At 51.2% G+C, this 20,358-nt stretch carries 17 protein-coding genes and 1 pseudogene; 12 read left to right on the plus strand and 6 right to left on the minus strand.

Going from position 1 to position 20,358, the window contains the following annotated elements; all coding sequences use genetic code 11:
- Nucleotide 1: 1 nt before the first annotated feature.
- Nucleotides 2–314: pseudogene (locus tag E5329_RS10190) on the minus strand (TnpV protein).
- Between the two features lie 172 nt (nt 315–486).
- Here E5329_RS10190 and E5329_RS30590 point away from each other — a divergent pair.
- A complete protein-coding gene (locus E5329_RS30590) occupies nt 487–639 on the plus strand; it encodes a hypothetical protein (protein WP_275443163.1) in 153 nt (50 codons plus the stop codon).
- A gap of 196 nt (nt 640–835) precedes the next feature.
- Here the strand turns inward: E5329_RS30590 and E5329_RS10200 are convergent, their stop codons facing one another.
- Genes E5329_RS10200 through E5329_RS10210 form a run of 3 tightly spaced genes read right to left on the minus strand, consistent with a single transcriptional unit; the run spans nt 836 to nt 6,033 of the window.
- Entirely contained in the window at nt 836–2,116 is a 1,281-nt protein-coding gene (locus tag E5329_RS10200) for an L-cysteine desulfidase family protein (protein ID WP_135989444.1), read from the minus strand.
- Nucleotides 2,117–2,138: 22 nt separating this feature from the next.
- On the minus strand, nt 2,139–3,047 hold the full coding sequence (locus E5329_RS10205) for a YitT family protein (RefSeq protein WP_275443164.1): 909 nt from the start codon (nt 3,045–3,047) through the stop codon (nt 2,139–2,141).
- 1 nt (nt 3,048) lies between these two features.
- On the minus strand, nt 3,049–6,033 hold the full coding sequence (locus tag E5329_RS10210) for an insulinase family protein (protein WP_168356577.1): 2,985 nt from the start codon (nt 6,031–6,033) through the stop codon (nt 3,049–3,051).
- Nucleotides 6,034–6,190: 157 nt separating this feature from the next.
- Between E5329_RS10210 and E5329_RS10215 the strand changes: the two genes are divergently transcribed.
- The 8 genes from E5329_RS10215 (at nt 6,191) to E5329_RS10250 (ending at nt 13,783) form a co-directional block, all read left to right on the plus strand.
- Entirely contained in the window at nt 6,191–7,084 is an 894-nt protein-coding gene (locus E5329_RS10215) for an NAD(P)/FAD-dependent oxidoreductase (RefSeq protein ID WP_275443165.1), read from the plus strand.
- Between the two features lies 1 nt (nt 7,085).
- Complete coding sequence (locus tag E5329_RS10220) at nt 7,086–8,006, plus strand: trigger factor (protein ID WP_135989446.1); 921 nt, start codon at nt 7,086–7,088, stop codon at nt 8,004–8,006.
- A gap of 14 nt (nt 8,007–8,020) precedes the next feature.
- Nucleotides 8,021–8,338 carry a thioredoxin family protein gene (locus tag E5329_RS10225; protein WP_016285618.1) on the plus strand — a complete coding sequence of 106 codons (318 nt, stop codon included), beginning with the start codon at nt 8,021–8,023 and terminating at the stop codon, nt 8,336–8,338.
- A 69-nt stretch (nt 8,339–8,407) separates the two neighbouring features.
- Nucleotides 8,408–8,923 carry a hypothetical protein gene (locus E5329_RS10230; RefSeq protein WP_135989447.1) on the plus strand — a complete coding sequence of 172 codons (516 nt, stop codon included), beginning with the start codon at nt 8,408–8,410 and terminating at the stop codon, nt 8,921–8,923.
- 85 nt (nt 8,924–9,008) lie between these two features.
- A complete protein-coding gene (locus E5329_RS10235; protein WP_135989448.1) occupies nt 9,009–10,748 on the plus strand; it encodes an ABC transporter ATP-binding protein in 1,740 nt (579 codons plus the stop codon).
- A gap of 1 nt (nt 10,749) precedes the next feature.
- Nucleotides 10,750–12,522 carry an ABC transporter ATP-binding protein gene (locus E5329_RS10240; protein WP_135989449.1) on the plus strand — a complete coding sequence of 591 codons (1,773 nt, stop codon included), beginning with the start codon at nt 10,750–10,752 and terminating at the stop codon, nt 12,520–12,522.
- Nucleotides 12,519–12,998: a hypothetical protein gene (locus tag E5329_RS10245; protein WP_135989450.1), complete on the plus strand. Its 480-nt coding sequence runs from the start codon at nt 12,519–12,521 to the stop codon at nt 12,996–12,998. The genes E5329_RS10240 and E5329_RS10245 overlap by 4 nt, the downstream gene beginning before the upstream one ends.
- A gap of 20 nt (nt 12,999–13,018) precedes the next feature.
- Nucleotides 13,019–13,783, plus strand: a complete 765-nt coding sequence (locus tag E5329_RS10250; protein WP_016285613.1) for a LytR/AlgR family response regulator transcription factor — start codon at nt 13,019–13,021, stop codon at nt 13,781–13,783.
- A gap of 498 nt (nt 13,784–14,281) precedes the next feature.
- On the opposite strand, the gene E5329_RS10255 is transcribed toward E5329_RS10250, so the two are convergent.
- Both E5329_RS10255 and E5329_RS10260 read right to left on the minus strand, forming a co-directional pair.
- Nucleotides 14,282–15,580, minus strand: coding sequence for a tyrosine-type recombinase/integrase (locus E5329_RS10255; RefSeq protein WP_135989451.1), 1,299 nt, complete (start codon nt 15,578–15,580; stop codon nt 14,282–14,284).
- A 117-nt stretch (nt 15,581–15,697) separates the two neighbouring features.
- On the minus strand, nt 15,698–16,315 hold the full coding sequence (locus E5329_RS10260) for a helix-turn-helix domain-containing protein (protein ID WP_135989452.1): 618 nt from the start codon (nt 16,313–16,315) through the stop codon (nt 15,698–15,700).
- A 175-nt stretch (nt 16,316–16,490) separates the two neighbouring features.
- Here E5329_RS10260 and E5329_RS10265 point away from each other — a divergent pair, with 175 nt between their 5' ends.
- The 3 genes from E5329_RS10265 to E5329_RS10275 all read left to right on the plus strand — a co-directional run bounded on the left by E5329_RS10265 (nt 16,491) and on the right by E5329_RS10275 (nt 20,358).
- Nucleotides 16,491–16,721: a helix-turn-helix domain-containing protein gene (locus E5329_RS10265; protein WP_016278992.1), complete on the plus strand. Its 231-nt coding sequence runs from the start codon at nt 16,491–16,493 to the stop codon at nt 16,719–16,721.
- Between the two features lie 407 nt (nt 16,722–17,128).
- The gene (locus tag E5329_RS10270; protein ID WP_275443166.1) at nt 17,129–18,448 is read left to right on the plus strand and encodes a plasmid recombination protein; all 1,320 of its coding nucleotides are present in this window, start codon (nt 17,129–17,131) and stop codon (nt 18,446–18,448) included.
- A gap of 224 nt (nt 18,449–18,672) precedes the next feature.
- Nucleotides 18,673–20,358: a site-specific DNA-methyltransferase gene (locus E5329_RS10275; RefSeq protein ID WP_135989453.1), complete on the plus strand. Its 1,686-nt coding sequence runs from the start codon at nt 18,673–18,675 to the stop codon at nt 20,356–20,358.

Raw genomic sequence — 20,358 nt, forward strand, 5'->3', positions numbered from 1 at the left:
CCTATACGAAAATGATTTCTTCGTTCACAATCTCCCTCGCACAAGCCCTTATGTTACCTGGCCGTCCTGTCCATTCTAAGGCGTTTTCTTCCTTTAGCTGTTCCGTTAACCTGTGCCTGTTTCATTCCCTCTATGAGCCTGTGGGAGCGTTCCTGCGCCTGTCTGTCAATATTGGCAAGATAGGCGTTAAGTTTGCCGCTTGTTAAAAGATTAGTGTATGTAACCCTGCGGTAATGCTTCAGATAGTCCAGATACCGTTGTCCCCATGTGCCTATCGGCTGTTCTTCTTTGGCGGGTACAGTTAAGCACGGTATTAAATAATCGCCTTATCGCTCGTATCTGCCGCCCAGTTCCTCAAAAATCGTCTTTGCCATTGTCTGTTACCTCCACATTCTTTTTTATTTTGAATGTCCGCAAAATCCGGCCTACATTCCATGATCACACAGAGGTTCCTTCTTATCTTGAAAGTCTGATGAGCATTTGGAGATGGACTGTACGAAGTGGGCGCCATTGCTCCAGCAGGCTTGCGAGGATTTGGAGCAGTTTCTCACCACAAACGATGCTGCGTATACCGGGCAAATGATGCAGGTATTAGGCAAGTTGAGCGAGAAGCATATTTATTTCAAACTCCTGTATTAGCAGTAGTTTTGGCGCAAAGCCAGCGGAGACATAGAACCTGGAATGGCTGAAAAATCAGAAATTCGGATATTTTTGCTAACCTTTGGATTTCTTAATGGCGCTCTTGCCAGCAACAGTATGCCATAAAGAGATACCGGCAAATTTTGAAATACGTTGCATTCCAGACAGATATTGCCGCATAGAGGTTTGTCTCCTATCATTTACACCGTTCGGTCATGATGGACAATATTGTCTGATCTGTCTGCCGCATTCCCTGCTGCGCTAAAATGCCGACATTCGCAATGGTGTCATCCACACCTTTGGTCACGATGCCGTCTCCACTCTTGAACTCCTGATGATTTTTATACATGAAATAGCCAAGGATCCCCGCATCCACGCTGGCGGCAATTTTGGCGGCGCATGACGGCTTTGCACCATCGCAGATTGTACCGCTGATAATTGCCACAGCGTTGACGATCGTGTGCGCAATGGCTTCGTAACTGCCGTCCAGCAGATAAGCGATTCCTGCCCCTGCCCCGACGCCCGCGCTGACCGCGCCGCAGTAGGCCGAGAGACGGCCTATGCCGCTTTTCTGGTGAATCGTGACCAAATCGCTGACCATCAGCGCCCGGTACAGCTTCTCCTGACTTACCCCCAGATGCCTGGCGTACCGCACCACCGGCACGGAAGCGGTAATTCCCTGGTTGCCGGAACCGGAGAGGATCACTACTGGCAGATCACATCCGCTCATCCGGGCATCGCTCCCGGCGGCGGCCCATGCTTTCGCTTCGGTCTTGATGTCCCTGGGATACTCCGCCAGCAGCATGGAGCCGATATTGGCGCCCCAGTCATTTTGCAGCCCCTCCTCCGCGATGGCCGTGTTGCAGTCGATCTGACGTCGCAGCAGCGGTATGGCATCCTCCAAATCCGCTGTATCCGCAAACTCCAGAATATCTGCTACATTCAGCACGCTCTTATCCGTCAGATTGTCCTCGGCGGAATCTGTGACCGGCTTTTCCAACAGAACCTCGCCGTCCCGTTCCTCCCGGACGATATTGCTGTGGCTGTTGGCGATGTGTATAGATGCAGAATGCTCCCCGGCCCAGCCGGTCAGCCGGATGTCCAGCATCCGGGGAGTATCGGCGCAGACAATCTCAATAGAAGTATTCTGAGAATAGGCCGCGATGGCTTCGTGCCGCTCCGCCGGGACATCGGAAATGACTTGTAGGATTCTTTCCGCGTCACCGGCTGCAACGCCCGCCGCTATGGCCGCACGGATGCCCTTCAACCCTCCGGAGTTGGGGACAACAACACTTTTCACATTTTTAATAATATTGCCGGAAACCTCCGTCCGTATCCTTTCTGGCCAGACGCCCAGGATGTCCCGGAGCCGGGCTGCGGCATAGGCCAGGGCAATCGGCTCCGTGCATCCCGTTGCGGGAACCAGTTCCTCACTTAAAATGGAGAGATACGCCTTTTTCTTTTCAACTGTCAGCATAATTTTTCCTCTTTTCTTCCTGTTATGGTTGATTGTGCCGTTCGGGGGATTCCACATAAATCCGCTCCCTGGAAAAGCCCTGCCCCCGAACCTCCTTGATCTGCGTGATGGTCAAAAACGCATTGGGGTCAATGGATTGGACCAGCGACTGCGCGGCATACAGCTTCCGGGGCGGGATCACGCACAGCACGCCGCGCTGGGGCGTCCTGGTCCTGCCGGTCTCAATCTGAACCATGGTGGTTCCCGCTTGCAGATCCGTCAGGCATTTCTGCCGGATTTCCTCGTATTTGCCGGAAACTACAAAAATCTGTATCTGGGACTGCCCCAGGAGCATCACCCGGTCCAGCGCGATCGTTTCCACTACCAGCAGGACAACGCCGTATAAGATCTGCTCCGGATCGGAAAACAAGGCCTGCGCACCCATGATGACAATGTCTGTCAGATAGACCGCCACGGAAACCGGGATATGGATCCATTTATGCAGCACGAGATTGACCACGTCCGTTCCGCCGGTGGAGGAGCCTACCCGCATAACCAGCCCTACGGCGATCCCTACCATTCCGCCGCCCAGCAGGGCCGCCAGCAGAGGGTCTTCTGTCAGTCGGTCAATGCCCGGTATCCGCTGCGCCGCACCCAGAAAAAAGGGGTAGAGCAGCGAGCTGGCAATGGTGGCCAGAACGAACCGCCACCCCAGCACCGCCCAGCCTAACGCCAACGCCATCAGGTTTACACCCAAAACGATTCCTGCGGTGTCCAGCGGGATTACCTTACCAAGGACAATCCCAATGCCGGTAGCGCCGCCCATAATCGCACCGCTGGGCAGGATGAACGCCGCCACGGCAAATCCCAGCAGCATGTTTCCGGCCAGGATCGCGGAGCAAACTTCCGCCATTTTTTTGAAACGTCTCGTTGAATAACCTATCTTTCCCATATCAAAGCACCATTATATTGTCCAGCCACCCGGCGCAGGCGTCTACCTGCTGCCGGGAGCCGAGGATGCAGATGCTCCCCCGCGCCGCCAACTCTTCCACAGGGTCTGCCAGGGATGCCAGGTCATCCGGCACGGTGGAAAGCATCTCGCGGCGGACGCGGCAGCGGTCCTCATGGCTGATCCGCCGCCAATAGAGGGCGTCGGAGACTTTGCCCTTCATGCGGGGCGTCAGGAGCGGATCGGATTCCGCCACTGTGCCGGTAATCATGCCAGTCAGATCCATATCCCCAATGCCTCGCAGGAAGTCAGCGGAGGCTCGGTAACAGTCTATGGTCCGGGCAGCGCTGGGGTCCCGGTAGGAGAAAAATCCCGCAAAGCCAGTATCCCGCAGGACCATTCCTGTGCCATACGCCCCGCCCTGGACCCGCACCGTGTTCCACAGATGGGCCAGGGAGACTGTATGGCCCATGACCTTTGCCGCGCCCCGTCCGGCCTCCTGGAAAAGGCCGCCCAGAGCCGCGTAGGATACGCCGGAGGGAATCACAATTCCCTCCCGCCGGGGTTCCCTGGGCAGGATGGATGCCATGCACGGCAGGACGAAACTCCCTTCCGGCAGACTGGACGACAGAAGACGGGCGGCGGTTTCGGCGGACGATTTATCCCCGGCGGTGACGCTGATTGTCATGCGGACGCAGCAGAAAACGCGCCGGGACAGGGCTTTCAAGTCTTCCGCCAGGGCTGTGAATCGAGCGGGGAAGTCCTGCTCCAGCTCCGTCAGCCACCGGAGAAAGGTAATGCCTGATGCCTGCTCCTGCACAGCGCCTTCGGCGGTGGAGCAGGCCAGGACTCTGGACATAGCGGCATTGTGACCCGCCATGACCATCTGTTCCGCCATGGCCGCTCGCTGCTGGCGCAGGAATACCAGCATCTGCTCGGAATTTTCCCACTGCTGCCCCGTCAAAAGCTCTGTCAGAAATGACAGGGCTTTTTCCAGCTTCGCGTCCAGGGCGCTGCATGAGACGCACAGGAACGTCCGGCAGCGGTCCGGGGCGTTCTGCGGACCGTATGCTTCAATTATAAACCGGATGTCCCCGAACAGGGAGCGCATCTCCCGGCTGAGATCTGCCAGCGCGTACCTCTCCGTATCCAGGTGGCCGAATAATTGGGCCATGAAAGCCGCTTTGGTCAGCTCGTTTGGAGTCAGATCATCCAGCGAAAAATAGAGATTGCAATAGGTGATCCCGCTGGTGGGCAAATCGTGGCGCAGAAGCGTCATGTGGGCGGTGGTTTCCTCCGACAAGGGAAGCTTTTCCGGTTCCGTCGGAACCTGGTCAAGATGCAGTCTGGGAATGGCTGCCAGCTGTTCCGGCGTGTCCGGCGTATTCTGCCAGACGGCGATTACCTCCTGAAATCGGCGGATACCAACGGTTTCTTCGGCACTCCAGCCGGATTGGATGGCGCTGAGACGGGCTGTCTCCTGGGCCTGGCGCTCCTGCCCGATGGTGTGGGAGGGCAGCATCAGAACCCGGCAATGATGGGGATTCTCTAAAATGAGCCCCTTCAGCAGCTCCTCAAAATAGCCCGCTTCACATTTCTTCCGCAGAACGTCGAAAAGTGTGCCGACGCTGAGATTTGCCGCTGGATCGCCGCCGTAGAGCCAGCTCTCCAATACCTGGGAGCCAAGCATGATCCCTTGGGGCATCTGGCCGTAATCCCGCTGTCGGGCTTCGAATTCCAGATTGTCCAGTACCGCAAGGATCCTCTGATGGTCCAGTCCTTCCCGGGACAGCCGCTCCAGCTCCTCCCAGAGGGCGGCGGATACCTCGTCCGCCTTGTTTTCGGCAATGTCCCGGGCTTCCAGCGTGAACCAGGGCTGCTGGACACCGCCGCAAATCTCCATGCGGACGTCCCGGGCAAGGCTGCTTTCCAGAAGACGTCGCTTCAGCGGTGCCTGGTTGTCCCCGCAGAGCACGTCCGATAACGCTTGCAGCGCCGTCAGAGTTTCACGGTCCCGGAAGGTACAGGCTGCATACCCATCCGCCAGCCGGGCGCGTCCCTCCGGGGATTCCTGAGGGGACAGCTCGTAGTAAATGGTGGTCATGCCCGCTTCTATGGGCTTTTGTAGCGGAATTGCTTCTGGTGTGGGACGGCGGTCGTAAGCGGAAAGATATTCTTCGTCCAGGATCGCAAGAATCTGGGCAATGTCGATGCGGCCGTCCAAGAATATGTAGGCATTGGACGGGTGGTAGAGACGGCTATGGGCGGCGGCAAAGGTTTCATAGGTGAGCTCCGGGATATGTTCCGGGTCGCCGCCGGCAACAAAGCGGTAGCAGGCGTCCGGGAACAAAAGCTGGGTTACTTCTCGCTCCAGAAGGGTGTCCGGTGCAAAGAAGGCTCCCTTCATCTCATTGAACACTACGCCCTTAATGGAAAGTGCGCCGCCTTCGTCCATCTCGTAATGCCAGCCCTCCTGGCCGAAAATCTCCGGCTTGGAATGGAGCAGCGGGTGCAGTACCGCATCCATATAGACCCGCAGGAGATTCATAAAATCCTGGCTGTTCCGGCTGGATACCGGATAGATTGTCCTGTCCGGGAAGGTCATGGCGTTGAGGAAGGTGTTCAGGGAGCTTTTCATCAGCTCCACAAACGGTTCCTTTACCGGATAGCGCTCCGAGCCGCACAGAACTGAATGCTCCAGAATGTGGAATACGCCCGTGTCGTCCCAGGGCTGGGTCTGGAAAGCAATGGCAAAGGTCTTGTTCTCCTCCTCCCGTTCCAGCCAGACCAGCCTTGCACCGGATTTTTGGTGCTCCATCTGCCAGAGATCCGCTTCCAGTTCCTTGATGCGCTGTCGGTTGAGGACAATAAAATCTGAAAGGATACTGTTCTTTTCCATAATGGCCTCCTTATAATAATAGCTTCCTTTTTCTGTTTGGGTGTCACCATTATAAATGTTTTTCCAGCCGCCGCAAGGCGGCTGGTTCATTCTGTCCATTTCTCCGACAATTCTGTCTCATTCGCTAAAGTTCCGTCCCTTTCATGTCGGTTCCGGCAAAAAAGGGCAGGGTATCAGCATTAGTACAGAATAAACTGTTTCCGGGTCGGAATAAACAAATGGCGTTGATTTTCTCGAAAAAAATGATATGGTTACATTCAGAAAAATTTTGGGAGGGGTGCGTCATATGTACGATCTGCTTATTATCGGCAGCGGACCTGCTGGTATTTCCGCCGCACTGAGTGCAAAAGCACGGAACCTGGATTTCCTCTGGTTTGGCTCCAGGGTGCTGAGCCCTAAGATTGCCAAAGCCGAGCGCGTCATGAATTATCCGGGGCTTCCGTCAGTCACCGGATCGGAAATGTGCGATGTCTTCCTGCGCCAGATTGACGGGCTTGGTATCGAAATTCGGGAAGAACGGGTCAATTCGATTTATGACATGGGTGGATATTATACCGCCGTGGTCAACGACAAAATGTATGACGGCAGAACCGTTATCCTTGCCGCAGGCGTATCCAACAGCCGGGAAATCCCCGGCGAGAGCCGCCTGCTGGGAAAGGGCGTCAGCTATTGCGCTACCTGCGACGGGGAACTGTACAGGGGCAAGCGGATCGCCGTGGTCTGCACGGATCCGGGCCTGGAGGAGGAAATTGAGTTTTTGGCGGGCCTTGCTGCGAAAGTGTTCCTCTGCACCAGTTATAAGGACTGCGGCATCCGCCGGGACAACGTACGGCACACCGTGGGCTATCCCACGGAAATCCTGGGAGAGGATCACGCCACGGGCATCACCTGTAGCGGGGAGACGGTGGCGGCGGACGGGATTTTCTGCCTGCGCTCCTGCGTGGCCCCGGCGGCGCTGCTACCGGGACTGAAGGCGGAGGGCGGGCATATCCAGGCGGATCGGCAGCAGCGAACCAATCTGCCGGGATGCTTCGCCGCCGGGGACTGCACGGGACGGCCCTATCAGTACGCGAAAGCGGTGGGAGAGGGCAACGTGGCTTTGCACAGCGCATTGGAATATCTGAAAAAACTGGAGGTGTAGCATGAAATCAAGAGTATTGCGGGTAAAGGACTACCGGGAAGTAGATGTGAAGTCCCTGTTAAAGCCCTTCGTACTGGACGGGGAGGCGTTGGAAGCAGAGCTGCGGCGGCTGACCAACCCGTATATCCGCTGGGAGAACGGTACAACGGTTTCTCCCGGAGATCAGGTGGTGTGCCGACTGGCATCGGACTGCCCCCGATTCCAGAAGGAGAAGGTCCGGTTCGTAGCCGGGAGCAGCATGTTCCACAAGGATCTGGAGGATATGTCCATCGGCATGGAGGTGGGCGAAACCAGGGAGACCATCCTGCCGGAAGGCAAAGTCTCCCTTACGCTGACGGGCGTGATGAACCGCGTGGTACCGGAACCCAGGGATGAAATGGTGGAGAAGCTGGGGCTGGAGGGTGTGCACACCGTTGCGGCGTACCGGACGTATCTTTTGGAGCAGCAGAAGGCGGCCGCATTCCAGGAGGATTCCTACGATGCGCTGAACCACCTTATGCGGGAGGTCATCAATGGCTCGGAATTTGTCCTGAACCGGGAGGACTGGGCGGAAGCCATCAACCGGGAGCTGGACCGCTGCCGGAAGCTGTGCCGCCAGGAGGGCATGGTCCTGGAGAAGATGACCCCGGAGCAGTTCAAGGGGCGCATTCCGGTGAAGAGCTACCACGAGCTGGTGGCCATGCTGCAATACGACGGTTGGGACAAGCTCTGCCGCTATCTGCTGGGCTGCCGGTATGCCGAAAACGACGGCTTCCGGGTGAGGGAAGCGGAGTATAGGGAATTTATCGCGGACTATGTCAGATCCTGGCACGTCTCCGAGGAGAACGCCCGGGAAGCCAACCCCTATGACAGCTTTATCTTCAACGAATACGCCGGACACGCCTATACGGTACTGAAAGAATACATCAGAAAATTTTATTAAAGGAGGAACCCATCATGTCGATTCAAAACGCAGACAAGAGCAATTTCAAGGAGCTAATCAGCGAAGATTTCGTGATTGCCGATTTTTATGGCACCACCTGCGTCCCCTGCAAGCTGTTTTCCAAAATCCTGGAGGACATCGAGGCGGAGATCCCATTCCTGAACATCGTCAAACTCAACACCACCGAGAACCCGGAAATTGCGGAGGAGTACGGCATTACCGCCGTTCCCACCATCCACTTCTATAAGGACGGCAAGCTGGTTGACAGCCATGTGGGCGTGATGCAGCCCCAGGCGGTGAAGGATGTGATTGCCCAGTACATGTATGCGTAATACAGACAGATCAATCGCCTTTTCGGACAAAATCGACACGCACCCTTTTCCAGGGGCTGCGAATGTGATATGATACATTTACTTATAAAAGGGAGGACTTATTCCATGAAATACGCTGCAAAACGTACCCTCTGCGCCCTGTTGGCGCTTGTTCTCTTATGCGGCCTAACCGCCTGCGGCGGCGCAAAGGCCGTTGACCCGGAAACCTGTACATATGATGAAATGGTGGAATACCTGACTGCTAAGGGCTATATTTCCAAGGATTCCTCTCCGGTGGACATGCTCACTACCGAGGGCTATCTCACGGACAACACCGACGGGGAGATCCCCTTCGCCCCCTTTGCTGACAAGGCCCAGGATTATGACGGGCTGTGGCTGATGTGGTGGGACGCTGCTGCTCCCTCCGAAGCGTATACCAACTGTTTCCAGAACCTTGCCATGAACGGCGGCACGGTCGTCTATATGGGCGGCGCTGCCGTCCTGGAAACCGCTGCCCATAACGGCAGCTTCGCCATCGCCTTTGGGGATGGGTACGCCCAGAAAGATGCCGTCATGGCTGATTTCCAAGGGCTTTCCGGGAAGTAAGAACATATGAACGCCCCTACCCTGTCCTTTGTGGGATGGGGCAGGGGCGTTTCTCTGAAAAGTATATACGAGGAAGGAGAAACCAATGGAAACAAACGCAATTTTTCGAAAAAATTACGGCAACTTCCGCCGCTTCTTCTCCATGCTGGGCAAGGCGGATTTGCCCTACCTATGGATCATCGGCTACCTGGCAGCCAGCGCCGTCATTGCCAAGGTGGGCGTTAACACTACTGAATACAGCGCCGCCCTCTTCGCCGGAAACGTGGGTCTGACCGCTGTGGTGCTGCCTTACTTTTTCTATCAGATCCTTTCCTTGGTTCTGAGTTCTGTTTCCGGACTCATCAATAACCTCTGTGAAGCCCGCATGGACCGGAATCTGCGCCGGATGGTCTGGCGCAAGACGGTGAGCCTGCCCCTGTGGTTCTATGAAAATAATAACCCTAAGGAACTGCTCAGCCGTATCACTACCGATATTTCCAGCATCAGTAATCTGGTTATGAAGGTGTTCATCCCCATATTCACCACCGCCTATGCCAGCTTCGTCATTCTCCTGAAGGTTTCCAGCTATGATGGAGCTTTGATGTGGTCCCTGGTGGTGGCGCTGCCGGTGAATATCCTTATCAGCTTTATCCTGGGCAGGCTGCAATTCGGCGTGCAGGATCTCATTAACCGCCGCAATGCCGAGCTGACGGCCTCCATAGCGGAGCGGACCAATAACCTGATGCTCATCAAGTCCATGGGCACCGAAACAAAGGAATCCGGTACCGGGGAAGAACGAATGAAGGCAAGCTACCGCGCCGCTGGGATGAACATCTGGATTACCGGCCTGGCAGTGCCTATCCAGGCTATTGCCGGGGTGCTGCAAACTATCGTTATTATCCTGGTAGGCAGGGGTTATTATGCCTCTGGCACGCTGAGCCTGACAGAATGGATCGCCTATTACGGCTTCGCCGTCCAGCTCACCAGCATCCTAAGCGGTTACTGCGGCTACTGGACCTCCTTCAAGTGCGCCCAGGGGGCGGTGGATCGGGTGAGCCAGATTATGGCAGAGCATTCCGAGGATTTGGGTGTGGGAGATACTATGGGCTCTCCCACCGGAGGAATCCATTTTGAAAAGGTAGATTTCTCCTTCGGTGCCAAGCCGCTGTTCCAGGGGTTGGATCTGGATATTCCCGCAGGACGGATCACCGCCGTCGTCGGGCCATCCGGGTCTGGGAAGACGACGCTCCTGAACCTGATCGACCGTCTCTATCCCCTGGACGGCGGGGCGGTACAGATTGGAGGAAAGGATACGTCGGAGTATTCCCTGGCAAGTTTCCGCCGCGCTTTGGGATACGTGACCCAGGAGAGCGTCATGTACGCCGGAACCATCCGGGACAATCTGCTCCACGGCCTGGGCCGGATCCCATCGGATGAAGAGCTGGACGAGGCCTGCGCCGCCGTGGGCATCCTGGACTATGTCCGCTGCCAGCCTATGGGATACGACGCCCCGGTGGGCGAGAGCGGCGCCAGTCTCTCCGGCGGGCAGCGACAGCGGTTTTCCGTGGCCCACGCCCTGCTGAAAAAGCCGGACTGCCTGCTGTTGGATGAGGCTACCGCCGCTATGGACATCGACGGCAAGGCGGGCGTATGGGCCAGCATCCGGCAGGTTATGGCGGGAAAGACCGTGGTCTATGTGGCGCATGACGCCCAAACCATACGCAACGCGGACTATCTGATCGTCCTCCGGGACGGCAGGGTGCAGTCCTCCGGGGAACGGGATGAAGTCCTGGCTTCCGACCCATTCTGCCGGGAAATGATGGAAAACGGAGAGGAGGAGCGCTGATATGATGCACAACGGCAAGGGTAGGGAGCAGAAAAAGGAAAAATTCTCTTTCCGCTCCTATATCACATTCTATACCCGCTTCCCCATCCCCTGGTGGCTCTTTATTGCCTCCCTGGCGTTCAGTCTCATCAACACTGAGGTCTTTCTGGCAATCTCCAAGTATGTTATCCGGATCAATAAGGGCGAGCTTTACAACAGCGTTATTATCGGCTATGCCCTGCTGACCGTTCTCAATGCCGCCATCTCCATGGGAAGCAATATTTGCGGCGAGTACGGCATCCAGAAGGTTACCCTCCGGGCCAGGAAACTGCTGTGGGACAAGATCCTCCACCTTCCCATGCGGGAGGTGGAGCGGCGCCAGCCCTCGTCCCTGATCTCCGGCGTGGTCAACGATATTACCCAGGCCAGCACGGTGATCCATATGATCTTCTCCACTGTGGCTTCTGTTTATGGCTTTGTCCGCTGCTGCGTGGAAATGGCGCGGTTCAATGCGAAGCTCTCCGCCTATATGCTGCTGCTGGTTCCTCTGGCCATCGGCGTGTTCGCCCTGGTGGGCCAGTTGCAGTACCGTATGATGCTGCGGCGGTACGAGAGCCTGAATACCATGACGGAGTTCTTCTCCGAGCATATTTCCGCCGCCAAGCACGTCAAGGCACAGGCTATAGAGGATATGGAAACAGAGGCAGGGCTGCGGGCCATTGACGAACGGTACCGGGCGGATGTCTATTACGCCTTTATGGAGGTTTTGCAGGTGTTCTCCAATACGCTGTATACCTCCATCGGCAGTATTGTCATCGCTCTGTTCGGTTCCGACATGATCCGCAAGGGCCAGATGCCGGATACGGGGATCAATGACTTTACCACCTATAAGGGAAGGGTGGACCAGTATCAGGCGGAGGTCCTGACTCACTACCAGACCCTCAAGGGCACACAGGGCGCTATGCAGTACGTGGGCGTTCTCCAGGAGGGGCCGGAGGAGGATCTGGAGGACGGGTACGACCTGCCAGAGAGCCAGCCGGAGCAGGATATCGTACTGGACCGGGTCAGCTTCGGGTATGTTCCCCAGCAGCCGGTGCTTCACGATCTGAGCCTTACCATCCCCGCTGGGAAAACCACCGCCATTATCGGCAGCAACGGCTCCGGCAAGTCCACACTGCTCAAGCTGCTCCAGGGCATCTACTCGCCGGACAGCGGCCGGGTATGGTTGGGGAAAGCCGCTGTGGATGAGGTGAAGCTGGCACAGCTGCGCCGTCGGTTCGGCTGTGTCCTCCAGCATAACCCCTTGTTCTCCGGTTCTGTCCGTGATAATATAGCCTATGGTGCAACAGGGGAAATATCAGATGAAGCTATTGCCGGGGCCGCAAGGCTGGCGGACGCGGACGGTTTTATCCGCCAGCTGCCCCAGGGATATGATTCCGATGTGGGCATGGGTGGGGCACTGCTCTCCGGCGGGCAGCGCCAGCGAGTGGCTATTGCCCGGATGCTGATGTCCAACCCGGATTACCTGCTGATGGATGAAGCCGGGGCCAGTCTGGACCACAAGAGCGACATGACCATCTTCCGCACCGTCCGGGAACACATGAAGAACCGAACCATCGTAGTGGTTGCCCACGACATGCGATCAGTAATGGAAGCGGATCATATCATCGTTCTCAACGAGGGGTCCCTGGAAGCGGCGGGCAACCATAAGGAGCTGCTGGGAACCAGTCCCACTTACCGCGCCTATTTGCAACTCCAGGGCTACACCCTGGCGGGAGAGGAGGTTAGCCGATGAAACGCTTTACCATCTTTTTTTCCATCCTGCTGGTGTTGGGCTTCGGTGCGGTGCTGGCCTATGTGGCAGCATCGCCGGAGTTCGTCCCACCCGCCCAGCTCATAGGCGAAGGGGAGGACCCCGATGCCCCCATCTGGGATATGACCATGGATGAGGTCCTGGCGGAGTTGGAGGGGCAGGGTCTCATAGAAACAACCAACCTGACCACCCTGTCGGCGGATGGCTTATGCACCATCGCTGTGAAGGTTTCCAACGGCGCTGAATTTTATTGGTGGGATGTGGACAACCTGAAAGAGGGCAGCATGGAGGAGACCTCTTACAAGAGTTTGAAGTCAGAGGGGTTCATTGACTTCTACGGAGCCGGAAGCATCATGAACCCAGTCCCCAACGGGCCTTTTGCGCTGCTACTGGACTTCTATGAGGGCGATTCCAAGGCATTGGAGCAGGCGTTCCGGGCTGTTGGTCAGGCAGAATAAAAAGCGGGGAGGGGCGGATCATGGAGATGAAAGTCCTGTTGGTGGAAAGCGACCAGAATCTGCGAGGCGAACTGGCAGTCATGCTGCATGCTTTCCAATGCTTCCGGGTGGTCGGGACGGCGCAGAATTCTACGGAGGCCGTCGCGTTCGTCCAGTCCAATGATGTAGACGTCATATTTGCCAACCATCAGCCAGCCGATCCCCGCACCACCGGCGTGGGGGAATATTTGGCTGCCGTTTTGGGGCAGAGCCATCCCCATATTCAGGTGGTGGTCTATTCCGGCTCAGAGGAATGGGCGTTCAATGCCTTCCGCTGCCAATGCGCCGGGTATCTGCTGACACCCTTTGATCCCTTGGCGCTCCAATCGCTGGTTAATCGGCTGCGCTACGTGTTCGATCTCCAGCAGGCGAAGCGGGAGGTATCTAACCGCAGTATCATGATTAAGACCCGCAGCGGCTATCAATTAACCCGGCTCAGCGATATTCTTTTTATTGAACGCAGTAACCGGAAGAACCACATCGTCACCACTGACGGGCAGGAGATCTCCCTGCTGGGGTACACCATGAATCAACTGGAAGAGATGCTGGAGGGCTGTGGGTTCTATCGCTGTTATCAATCCTTCATCGTCAATCTGTCCCAGGTGGCGGCGGTCCGGGCGGACAATGACGCAAAAATTTATACGATTCGTTTTAAAGACTATGAGGGAGAGATACTGCTCAGCCGGGAAAAATACGCGGAACTGGTGGCGCTTCTAAAGGGGCGGTATGCGAAGATCAATATCTGACGCTTCTTCAGCCTTTTATCGCCTTTGAGAAAAAGTCAGGAAAAGCAGTGCAAGTATGCTACTTTGTCCTCTCCGCAACAAGATAGTTATAAAATACTCCGTATTCACAAAAGGAAATAAAGGGCTGTCGCATTAACGATTAAAAAATCGTGAAGCGGCAGCTTCCTTTTGGCCTTTTTTCTATCTGTATTCACACTATTTTGATTGAAAAGTTGTTTTGAAGTAAAAAAAGACATACTTTAACACACCTGTATCATACGGCAAAAATAATTTTTGACTTTTTTGAAATACTGATGGATTTTGAAGCAGAGGAAATAGTTACTCTTGATGAACTCACTCCTAAGCGGTGGATATATACAACTTCCAGTTTGTAAGCTTTTTCCATAAGTTTCCCCAGTTTTCAAGGCTTTGCGCTATGCCAACCTCAAAATATGTATCCTTTTCCCTTGTTTTTGCCCTTATGGGTAGGTTACAAGGGAAAGTTTTTCTTATTCAGTTTTAATTCATTCCCACAACCTTATCCAAGAGTTTTGCAGATTCCCTCTTTGCCTCCCTTGTAGCGTGTGCATAGACATTTATGGTAGCGCTTACGTCCGAGTGTCCTAAAAGTTCCTGCACATCTTTTGGCTGCGCCCCGTTTGATAACAGGTTTGTTGTGTAGGTGTGCCTTAATGTGTGGAAGTGGAACCCCTCTAACTCCGGTACTTTCCTTGCCGCTGTCCGGCAGGCTGTTTCTACGGTGGCTGGAAGTTCCAGACAGCCATCTTCCCTCAGACATACAAAGGAGATTTCCGTATAATCCTCCGGCACATCCTCTGCCATTCCCAAGTTGTAATACTCATAATGTACCCGATTTTTCTCTGTAACTTCCCTGTAGAAATTCCTGTGGTAGAGTCCGCCATACTGCATACGGTTTTTAAGCTGCTGTTTCCTTGCTTTCTTCAGGATGTCAGCGAGGGCGTTCCCAAAATCAACGATCCGCACTTTCTTCCTTTTTGTCGAGCCGATTTCGTGCTTATGGGTAGCGCCATTGTAGCGGACGCTTCTGCGGACTGTCAGGCATTGTTCCTCAAAGTTGATATCCTGCCAAGTCAGTCCTGCCACTTCCCCAAGCCTGAGACCTGTGAAATAGGCTATCTGTACAGGTAGGATTGCGTCTTTGCTCCGCTTGCCAAGCTGTGCAATCAGCTTTTGGTACTGCTCAAATGACAGTGGATTGACTTTGCCGTTATCGGTGTCCGTTTCTTCCGCAAACAAGTCCATATCGTCCTTTTTATGCCTCATGACTACATACTGCATGGGATTGAACGTAATGTACTGTTTCGGGAACACCGCAAAGCGGAATGACTGTTGTAATACTGCGGAAAATGACTTTACGTAGTCTTTGGAATATCCTTTGGAAACAAAATCTTCAATCGTGCCTCCAAAAGACATGATATCCATGAACTGCTGCAAATGCCCCGAAGTAACCGTTTTTAGCTTTCGTCTGCTTACAGGGTGCTGTTTAATGCGGTTGATTGCCTGTAAATAAGTACCGACAGTGCCATTGCTTAATGTGCCTGTCTTTAATTCTTCCTCCGCCCATGTGTCAAGCAACTGTCCGAGGGTGATATTGTCCGCCTTTGCAATGAATTTCTTGCTTTCGTAATCTTCCATTGCCTGCCTTAGCAGCTTTTCCGTTTCGCTTTTGTTTTCTGTTCCTGCACACTCTTTCTGTACCAAGTTTCCGCTTGCGTCCTCCACATAAAAGCGGTAGTACCATTTCTTTCCTTTCTTCCGTACTGATCCTTTTGCCATAATCGTTTCTCCTTTCAATGAACGCATTTCTGCGTATGTAATCATTGAACAGATATGGCAGTCAGAACTGATGGAATGCTTTCTGAAAATAAGGATAGCATAAAATCCGCTGTCCTGCTATACCGAATCGGAATCTTCTGATAAAAGATTGGAAAGCCTTTCAGCGGCGGCATCAGGGTTTTTGGAGTAGAGCCTCACTATGTCGCCCATATCATTAAGGGCATTTACAGTGTGAGTAATCTCCCGCAGGAACATGATTTCATTATATTCCCTGTCCGATTCAAATCCCATTGTCTTTGCAAGCTGTGCGCTTTCCTTGTTACCCTTAAACTTCCTGCACGCAAGGCGGAACGAATCCACAAACAGCTCATATTCCTGCAGCATCAGCAGCAACAGGTCTTTTGAAAAGTCTGATTCGGAAGTTTCCATGTCATAAGGCAGCTTTGAAAGAATGGAGGACATGGCATCACGTATTAACATTTCCTTTTTATCCGTAATGTCAGATTCGTATTCCTCCGTTTCGCCTTTTAACCACTCTACGGAAACATGGAGTGCGTCTGCCAAACCGTCAAGAACGAGTTTCTTGGTGTTGTCAATCGTTCCTGCCTCATATCTCTGAATGGTGGATGCGGTAACGCCCATTTTTTCAGCAACATAAGGCTGGTTGACGCCCAGTTCCAGTCTCCGCTGTTTTGCCCTGCCGCCGATTATCCGGCGCAGCTCTTTGTCTTTCATGCTGGGTTTCCTCCTTTATCGGTATGGTCAAAGTATACCATATCAAAAGCAATATTGCAATGTGCAAGTTAAAAATAATTTTTAAAATCACATAACGCTTGACAAGGAAATATAAATGATGTATAGTAAGCATACTATAAAAATTGCATAATGCAATTTGAGAGGAGGAGAATGAATGACGGAAATGAAGATTGCCCTTTCCATTGAGGAGGCGGCAGACTACACAGGCATCGGTCGGAACACACTGAGAAAGCTGGTGGAATGGGATAAACTCCCTGTACTGAAAGTGGGGAGAAAGGTACTTATCAAAAAGGATATTTTGGAACTGTTTATGACTGTCAATGAGGGGAGGGATTTGAGGGACAGGGGGAATGTCAAAACCGTCACAAGAAAGACGGCGGTATAAGAGTCAGGCGAACAGTTGCGGTGAACTTAAAAAATACAATCATTTTTGGAAAATGAACTCAAAAAATGCAGTCACTTTTGAAGAATGAACTTAAAAAGTAAGTTCACTGAAAAAACTGTGATATATGTTCCGCAAAAAATGAACTTAAAAAGTGCAATCATTTTGAAGAAAATCAGTTGACCGCCGGAAACAGCGGAAATGCAATTCAGCATAACCAGTGTATTTGGGACAGATGAGGATAACAAAGAAGGGCAGAAATAAAAGGATTGCCAATAAAATAAGCATTGAACAGCCGGAAAACTGTTTCCAATATGCTGAAAGCACATTTCACTGGATACCCTCGGAGAGCCCCCGCAGTATTGGCTTGCCAATACTGCTAGGGGGTTATCATCTATGGCGGAGCCAAGATGATAACCGCACTGCTTCAACGTGAAATCAGGGAGGAAAACATGGGAGAGATTTCTTTCAGCAACCACATCAGCAATAAGAAAAGCGCAATCAACAGCAAGGCAAAACTCGCCGGAGTTGCAAAACACAATCTGAGGAAATACCATTCGCAGGATTACAGCAGGGATAACATTGCACTTCTTTATGGGACAACCAATCTCATGCAGGACGTGAAAAATGTATACCGTAAAGAATTTGACGCCGCACTGCATGAATACAATGCAAGGCAGACAAGACCGGAAAGGCGGATTGGCGATTATTTTGAACATGTATCTGAAACGGAACAGGACATGGCGGTGGAAGTCATCATACAATGCGGGGATAAAAAATTTTGGGAGCAGAACAGCGGTGACAAAATATTTATGAAACAGGTCTATAAGCAGCTCCTTTTGAAACTGCAGGAGTATCTGCCGGATTTTAAGATTGCAAATGCAGTGGTTCACTTTGATGAGGCAAGCCCGCATATGCACGTTGTAGGTGTTCCGGTGGGGAGAGGATTTAAGCGTGGCTTGTCAACAAAAGTGTCAAAGCGATCCGTATTCACGCCCCAAGTCCTGTCGGAAGTTTTGCAGGATAAAATGCGGGCAGATGCCAACCACTATATGAAAGCCATCTTCCAACAGGAAGTAAGGGAAAAGAAAAAGGGAAAAAACCATGACCTGACGGTTGCGGAATACAAAGTTGCAAAAGAGGAAGAAAAGATTGAAAAACTATCAACGGATAAAATAGGACTGGAGGCTGACATTCTCGTCCTGAACCATAAAAAGTCCACTACACAGAGGAAATTGGACGAATTGGACGAGGAGATTGAAAGTTCCAATATCTTCCTGAAGGCACTTCGGCAGATAAAACAGTTTATACAGTCATATCTACCTTTTGCGCCGCTGATTGAGGAATTTGCGAACCATGTGGAGCGTGGGGCGGATATAGAGGCAGGAAACAGCTTTCGCGGCTTGCTAACCGCACTTGGGGAGCTGCTCAATTCATTTAAGGAAATCATCATGGACGGACTGTGCTGGTTTCCCCGCCTTATGCGGTGGCAGACCTTAAGGGGCGAAGTTTCCCCTGTATTTGAAGATAGCAGGAATGAAGGCTATTATTACTGTCTGAAATCCTATATGGATATCCATACAAGGCAGGAATACCCAAAGGAACTGATACAGCCGGAAATCAAGCCGGAAAACCGTACAGGCACGATAGAGCAGTTGGCGCAGAGTGTGGAGGCTGTCGAAAAGCAGGTGCGGCTTATGGGTGTAAAAATGAGCAGGAATCGTTTGTAATTAAAATGTTTTTTCTTTATCAACAGCATCTATGTATATAATCCGTATATCGTTTTGGAACGATGACTAATCCATCGAAATTTCGATGGATTACATAAAAACTAACGAGTTTATTTCACGCTATTGCACAAAATAATTCCGCAATAATCTGTTATTTTTACTAGCTTTATGGTAAAATTAGTCAAGTGCAAGATATAGATACATTTAATATTGTGGAGGAACTAATGAGTATAAACATTTCAAAGAAAAAGAGAGATGACCTATTAGAAAAAATAAAAGAGATACGAAAGTATATAGCTTCAGCACCGCAAGATGAAAACACCGGAAATCTGCTATTATATTTAAACCAAATAGAAAAAGATGTCAATGGGAAAAAATATGGTTTAGTTTTTGAAGAACATAGAGAAAAGATAAATGATATTCTTGATACGCATACGCCTGTATTGGAAGAAGACAAAGAGTTGTTTATTGATAAAGGTAACGGACAGATGAATTTTTTAATAGAAGGTGATAATCTGTCTGCATTAAAATTATTGGAGAAAACACATAAGGGAAAAATTGATTTAATATATATTGATCCACCATATAACAGAGGAGTGGATGATTTTAAATATGATGACAATTATATTACGAAATCAGATGGATATATTCATTCAAAATGGATTTCATTTATGGAAGTACGGTTAAAAATTGCACACAAATTATTACATAATGCAGGCGCTATATTTATAAGCATTGATGACAATGAACAAGCTAATTTGAAGTTGTTATGTGATTGCATTTTTGGAGAACAGAATTTTGCAGGAATGATACCTTGGAGGAAACGTACCGCAAAGACAGATGTCCCCTTTGGAATTTCTCAAGATTATGAGTGGATTTTGGTTTATGCCAAAAGTGAAATGTTTAATGCCTTTACAAAACGAAAAAATAGCCGAAAGTATTATGAAACAGAAGATTTTCCCAACAGACCTTGGCGAATACATGATTTAACAAAACAGACAACGGCAGAAGAACGTCCCAATAGCTTTTTTACTATGGTTAATCCTAAAAATGGTGAGGAATTTCCAGCAAATGTAAATAGGACTTGGGCAATTACAAAAGAAACCTTTGAGTTTTATTTGGAGCAAAACAGGATAGTCTTTCCGGGTGATTATGAATTTCTTAAAATATCAAAACCTCAATTAAGGTATTTTAAAGATGAAGATGAAGCTAAGGCTTTGAAAAAAACGGGAAATATTGCTGGTATTTCTGCTACAACAACCCAATTGCCTGATTTTGTGGGAATGACAAAAGAGGGGACAAAAGACTTGGGGGAATTATTTGAAAAAAAAGCATTCCCTTATCCTAAGCCAGTAGAACTTTTGAAATATATTATGTCTATTGGAACAATAAATAAAGAAAATGCTGTTATACTTGATTTCTTTGCAGGAAGCGGAACGACGGGGCAGGCATTATTTCGATATAATGCAGAAAATAAGAAAAGCAATCGCCGAATTATCCTTTGTACCAATAATGAAAATAATATTTGTAAAGATGTAACATATGAACGTCTGAAAAGAGTAATTGAAAAGGAAAAATATGTTGAAAGCCTAAAATATTACAAAATCGACTATATTCCGATTAGTGACCGCTTATATTATGAGTATGCTGATGAATTGCTTCTGCATATCCGTGAACTGGTAGAACTGGAAAATGGGATTGATTTTATAAATAACTCAGAAATTGCAATTATCCTGACCGAAAAAGAAGCAGACGATTATATTAATCGGCTCAACAAGGATTCAGATTGCAAAATAATTTATTTAGGACATGATATACTTCTTTCTGGTGAACAGGCAGAAAAGGTGCGAAAATTAAATATTAAGATAAATAACATTCCTGATTATTACTATAGGGAGTTGGAGGGCTGA

This window comes from Petralouisia muris, from assembly GCF_004793545.1.
Classification (GTDB): Bacteria; Bacillota; Clostridia; order Lachnospirales; family Lachnospiraceae; genus Petralouisia; species Petralouisia muris.

Coding starts and splice junctions, on each gene's coding strand:
- E5329_RS30590 (WP_275443163.1), top strand. CDS start 487: ATGGACTGTACGAAGTGGGCGCCATTGCTCCAGCAGGCTTGCGAGGAT.
- E5329_RS10200 (WP_135989444.1), bottom strand. CDS start 2,116: ATGCTGACAGTTGAAAAGAAAAAGGCGTATCTCTCCATTTTAAGTGAG.
- E5329_RS10205 (WP_275443164.1), bottom strand. CDS start 3,047: ATGGGAAAGATAGGTTATTCAACGAGACGTTTCAAAAAAATGGCGGAA.
- E5329_RS10210 (WP_168356577.1), bottom strand. CDS start 6,033: ATGAACCAGCCGCCTTGCGGCGGCTGGAAAAACATTTATAATGGTGAC.
- E5329_RS10215 (WP_275443165.1), top strand. CDS start 6,191: ATGGTTACATTCAGAAAAATTTTGGGAGGGGTGCGTCATATGTACGAT.
- E5329_RS10220 (WP_135989446.1), top strand. CDS start 7,086: ATGAAATCAAGAGTATTGCGGGTAAAGGACTACCGGGAAGTAGATGTG.
- E5329_RS10225 (WP_016285618.1), top strand. CDS start 8,021: ATGTCGATTCAAAACGCAGACAAGAGCAATTTCAAGGAGCTAATCAGC.
- E5329_RS10230 (WP_135989447.1), top strand. CDS start 8,408: ATGATACATTTACTTATAAAAGGGAGGACTTATTCCATGAAATACGCT.
- E5329_RS10235 (WP_135989448.1), top strand. CDS start 9,009: ATGGAAACAAACGCAATTTTTCGAAAAAATTACGGCAACTTCCGCCGC.
- E5329_RS10240 (WP_135989449.1), top strand. CDS start 10,750: ATGATGCACAACGGCAAGGGTAGGGAGCAGAAAAAGGAAAAATTCTCT.
- E5329_RS10245 (WP_135989450.1), top strand. CDS start 12,519: ATGAAACGCTTTACCATCTTTTTTTCCATCCTGCTGGTGTTGGGCTTC.
- E5329_RS10250 (WP_016285613.1), top strand. CDS start 13,019: ATGGAGATGAAAGTCCTGTTGGTGGAAAGCGACCAGAATCTGCGAGGC.
- E5329_RS10255 (WP_135989451.1), bottom strand. CDS start 15,580: ATGGCAAAAGGATCAGTACGGAAGAAAGGAAAGAAATGGTACTACCGC.
- E5329_RS10260 (WP_135989452.1), bottom strand. CDS start 16,315: ATGAAAGACAAAGAGCTGCGCCGGATAATCGGCGGCAGGGCAAAACAG.
- E5329_RS10265 (WP_016278992.1), top strand. CDS start 16,491: ATGACGGAAATGAAGATTGCCCTTTCCATTGAGGAGGCGGCAGACTAC.
- E5329_RS10270 (WP_275443166.1), top strand. CDS start 17,129: ATGATAACCGCACTGCTTCAACGTGAAATCAGGGAGGAAAACATGGGA.
- E5329_RS10275 (WP_135989453.1), top strand. CDS start 18,673: ATGAGTATAAACATTTCAAAGAAAAAGAGAGATGACCTATTAGAAAAA.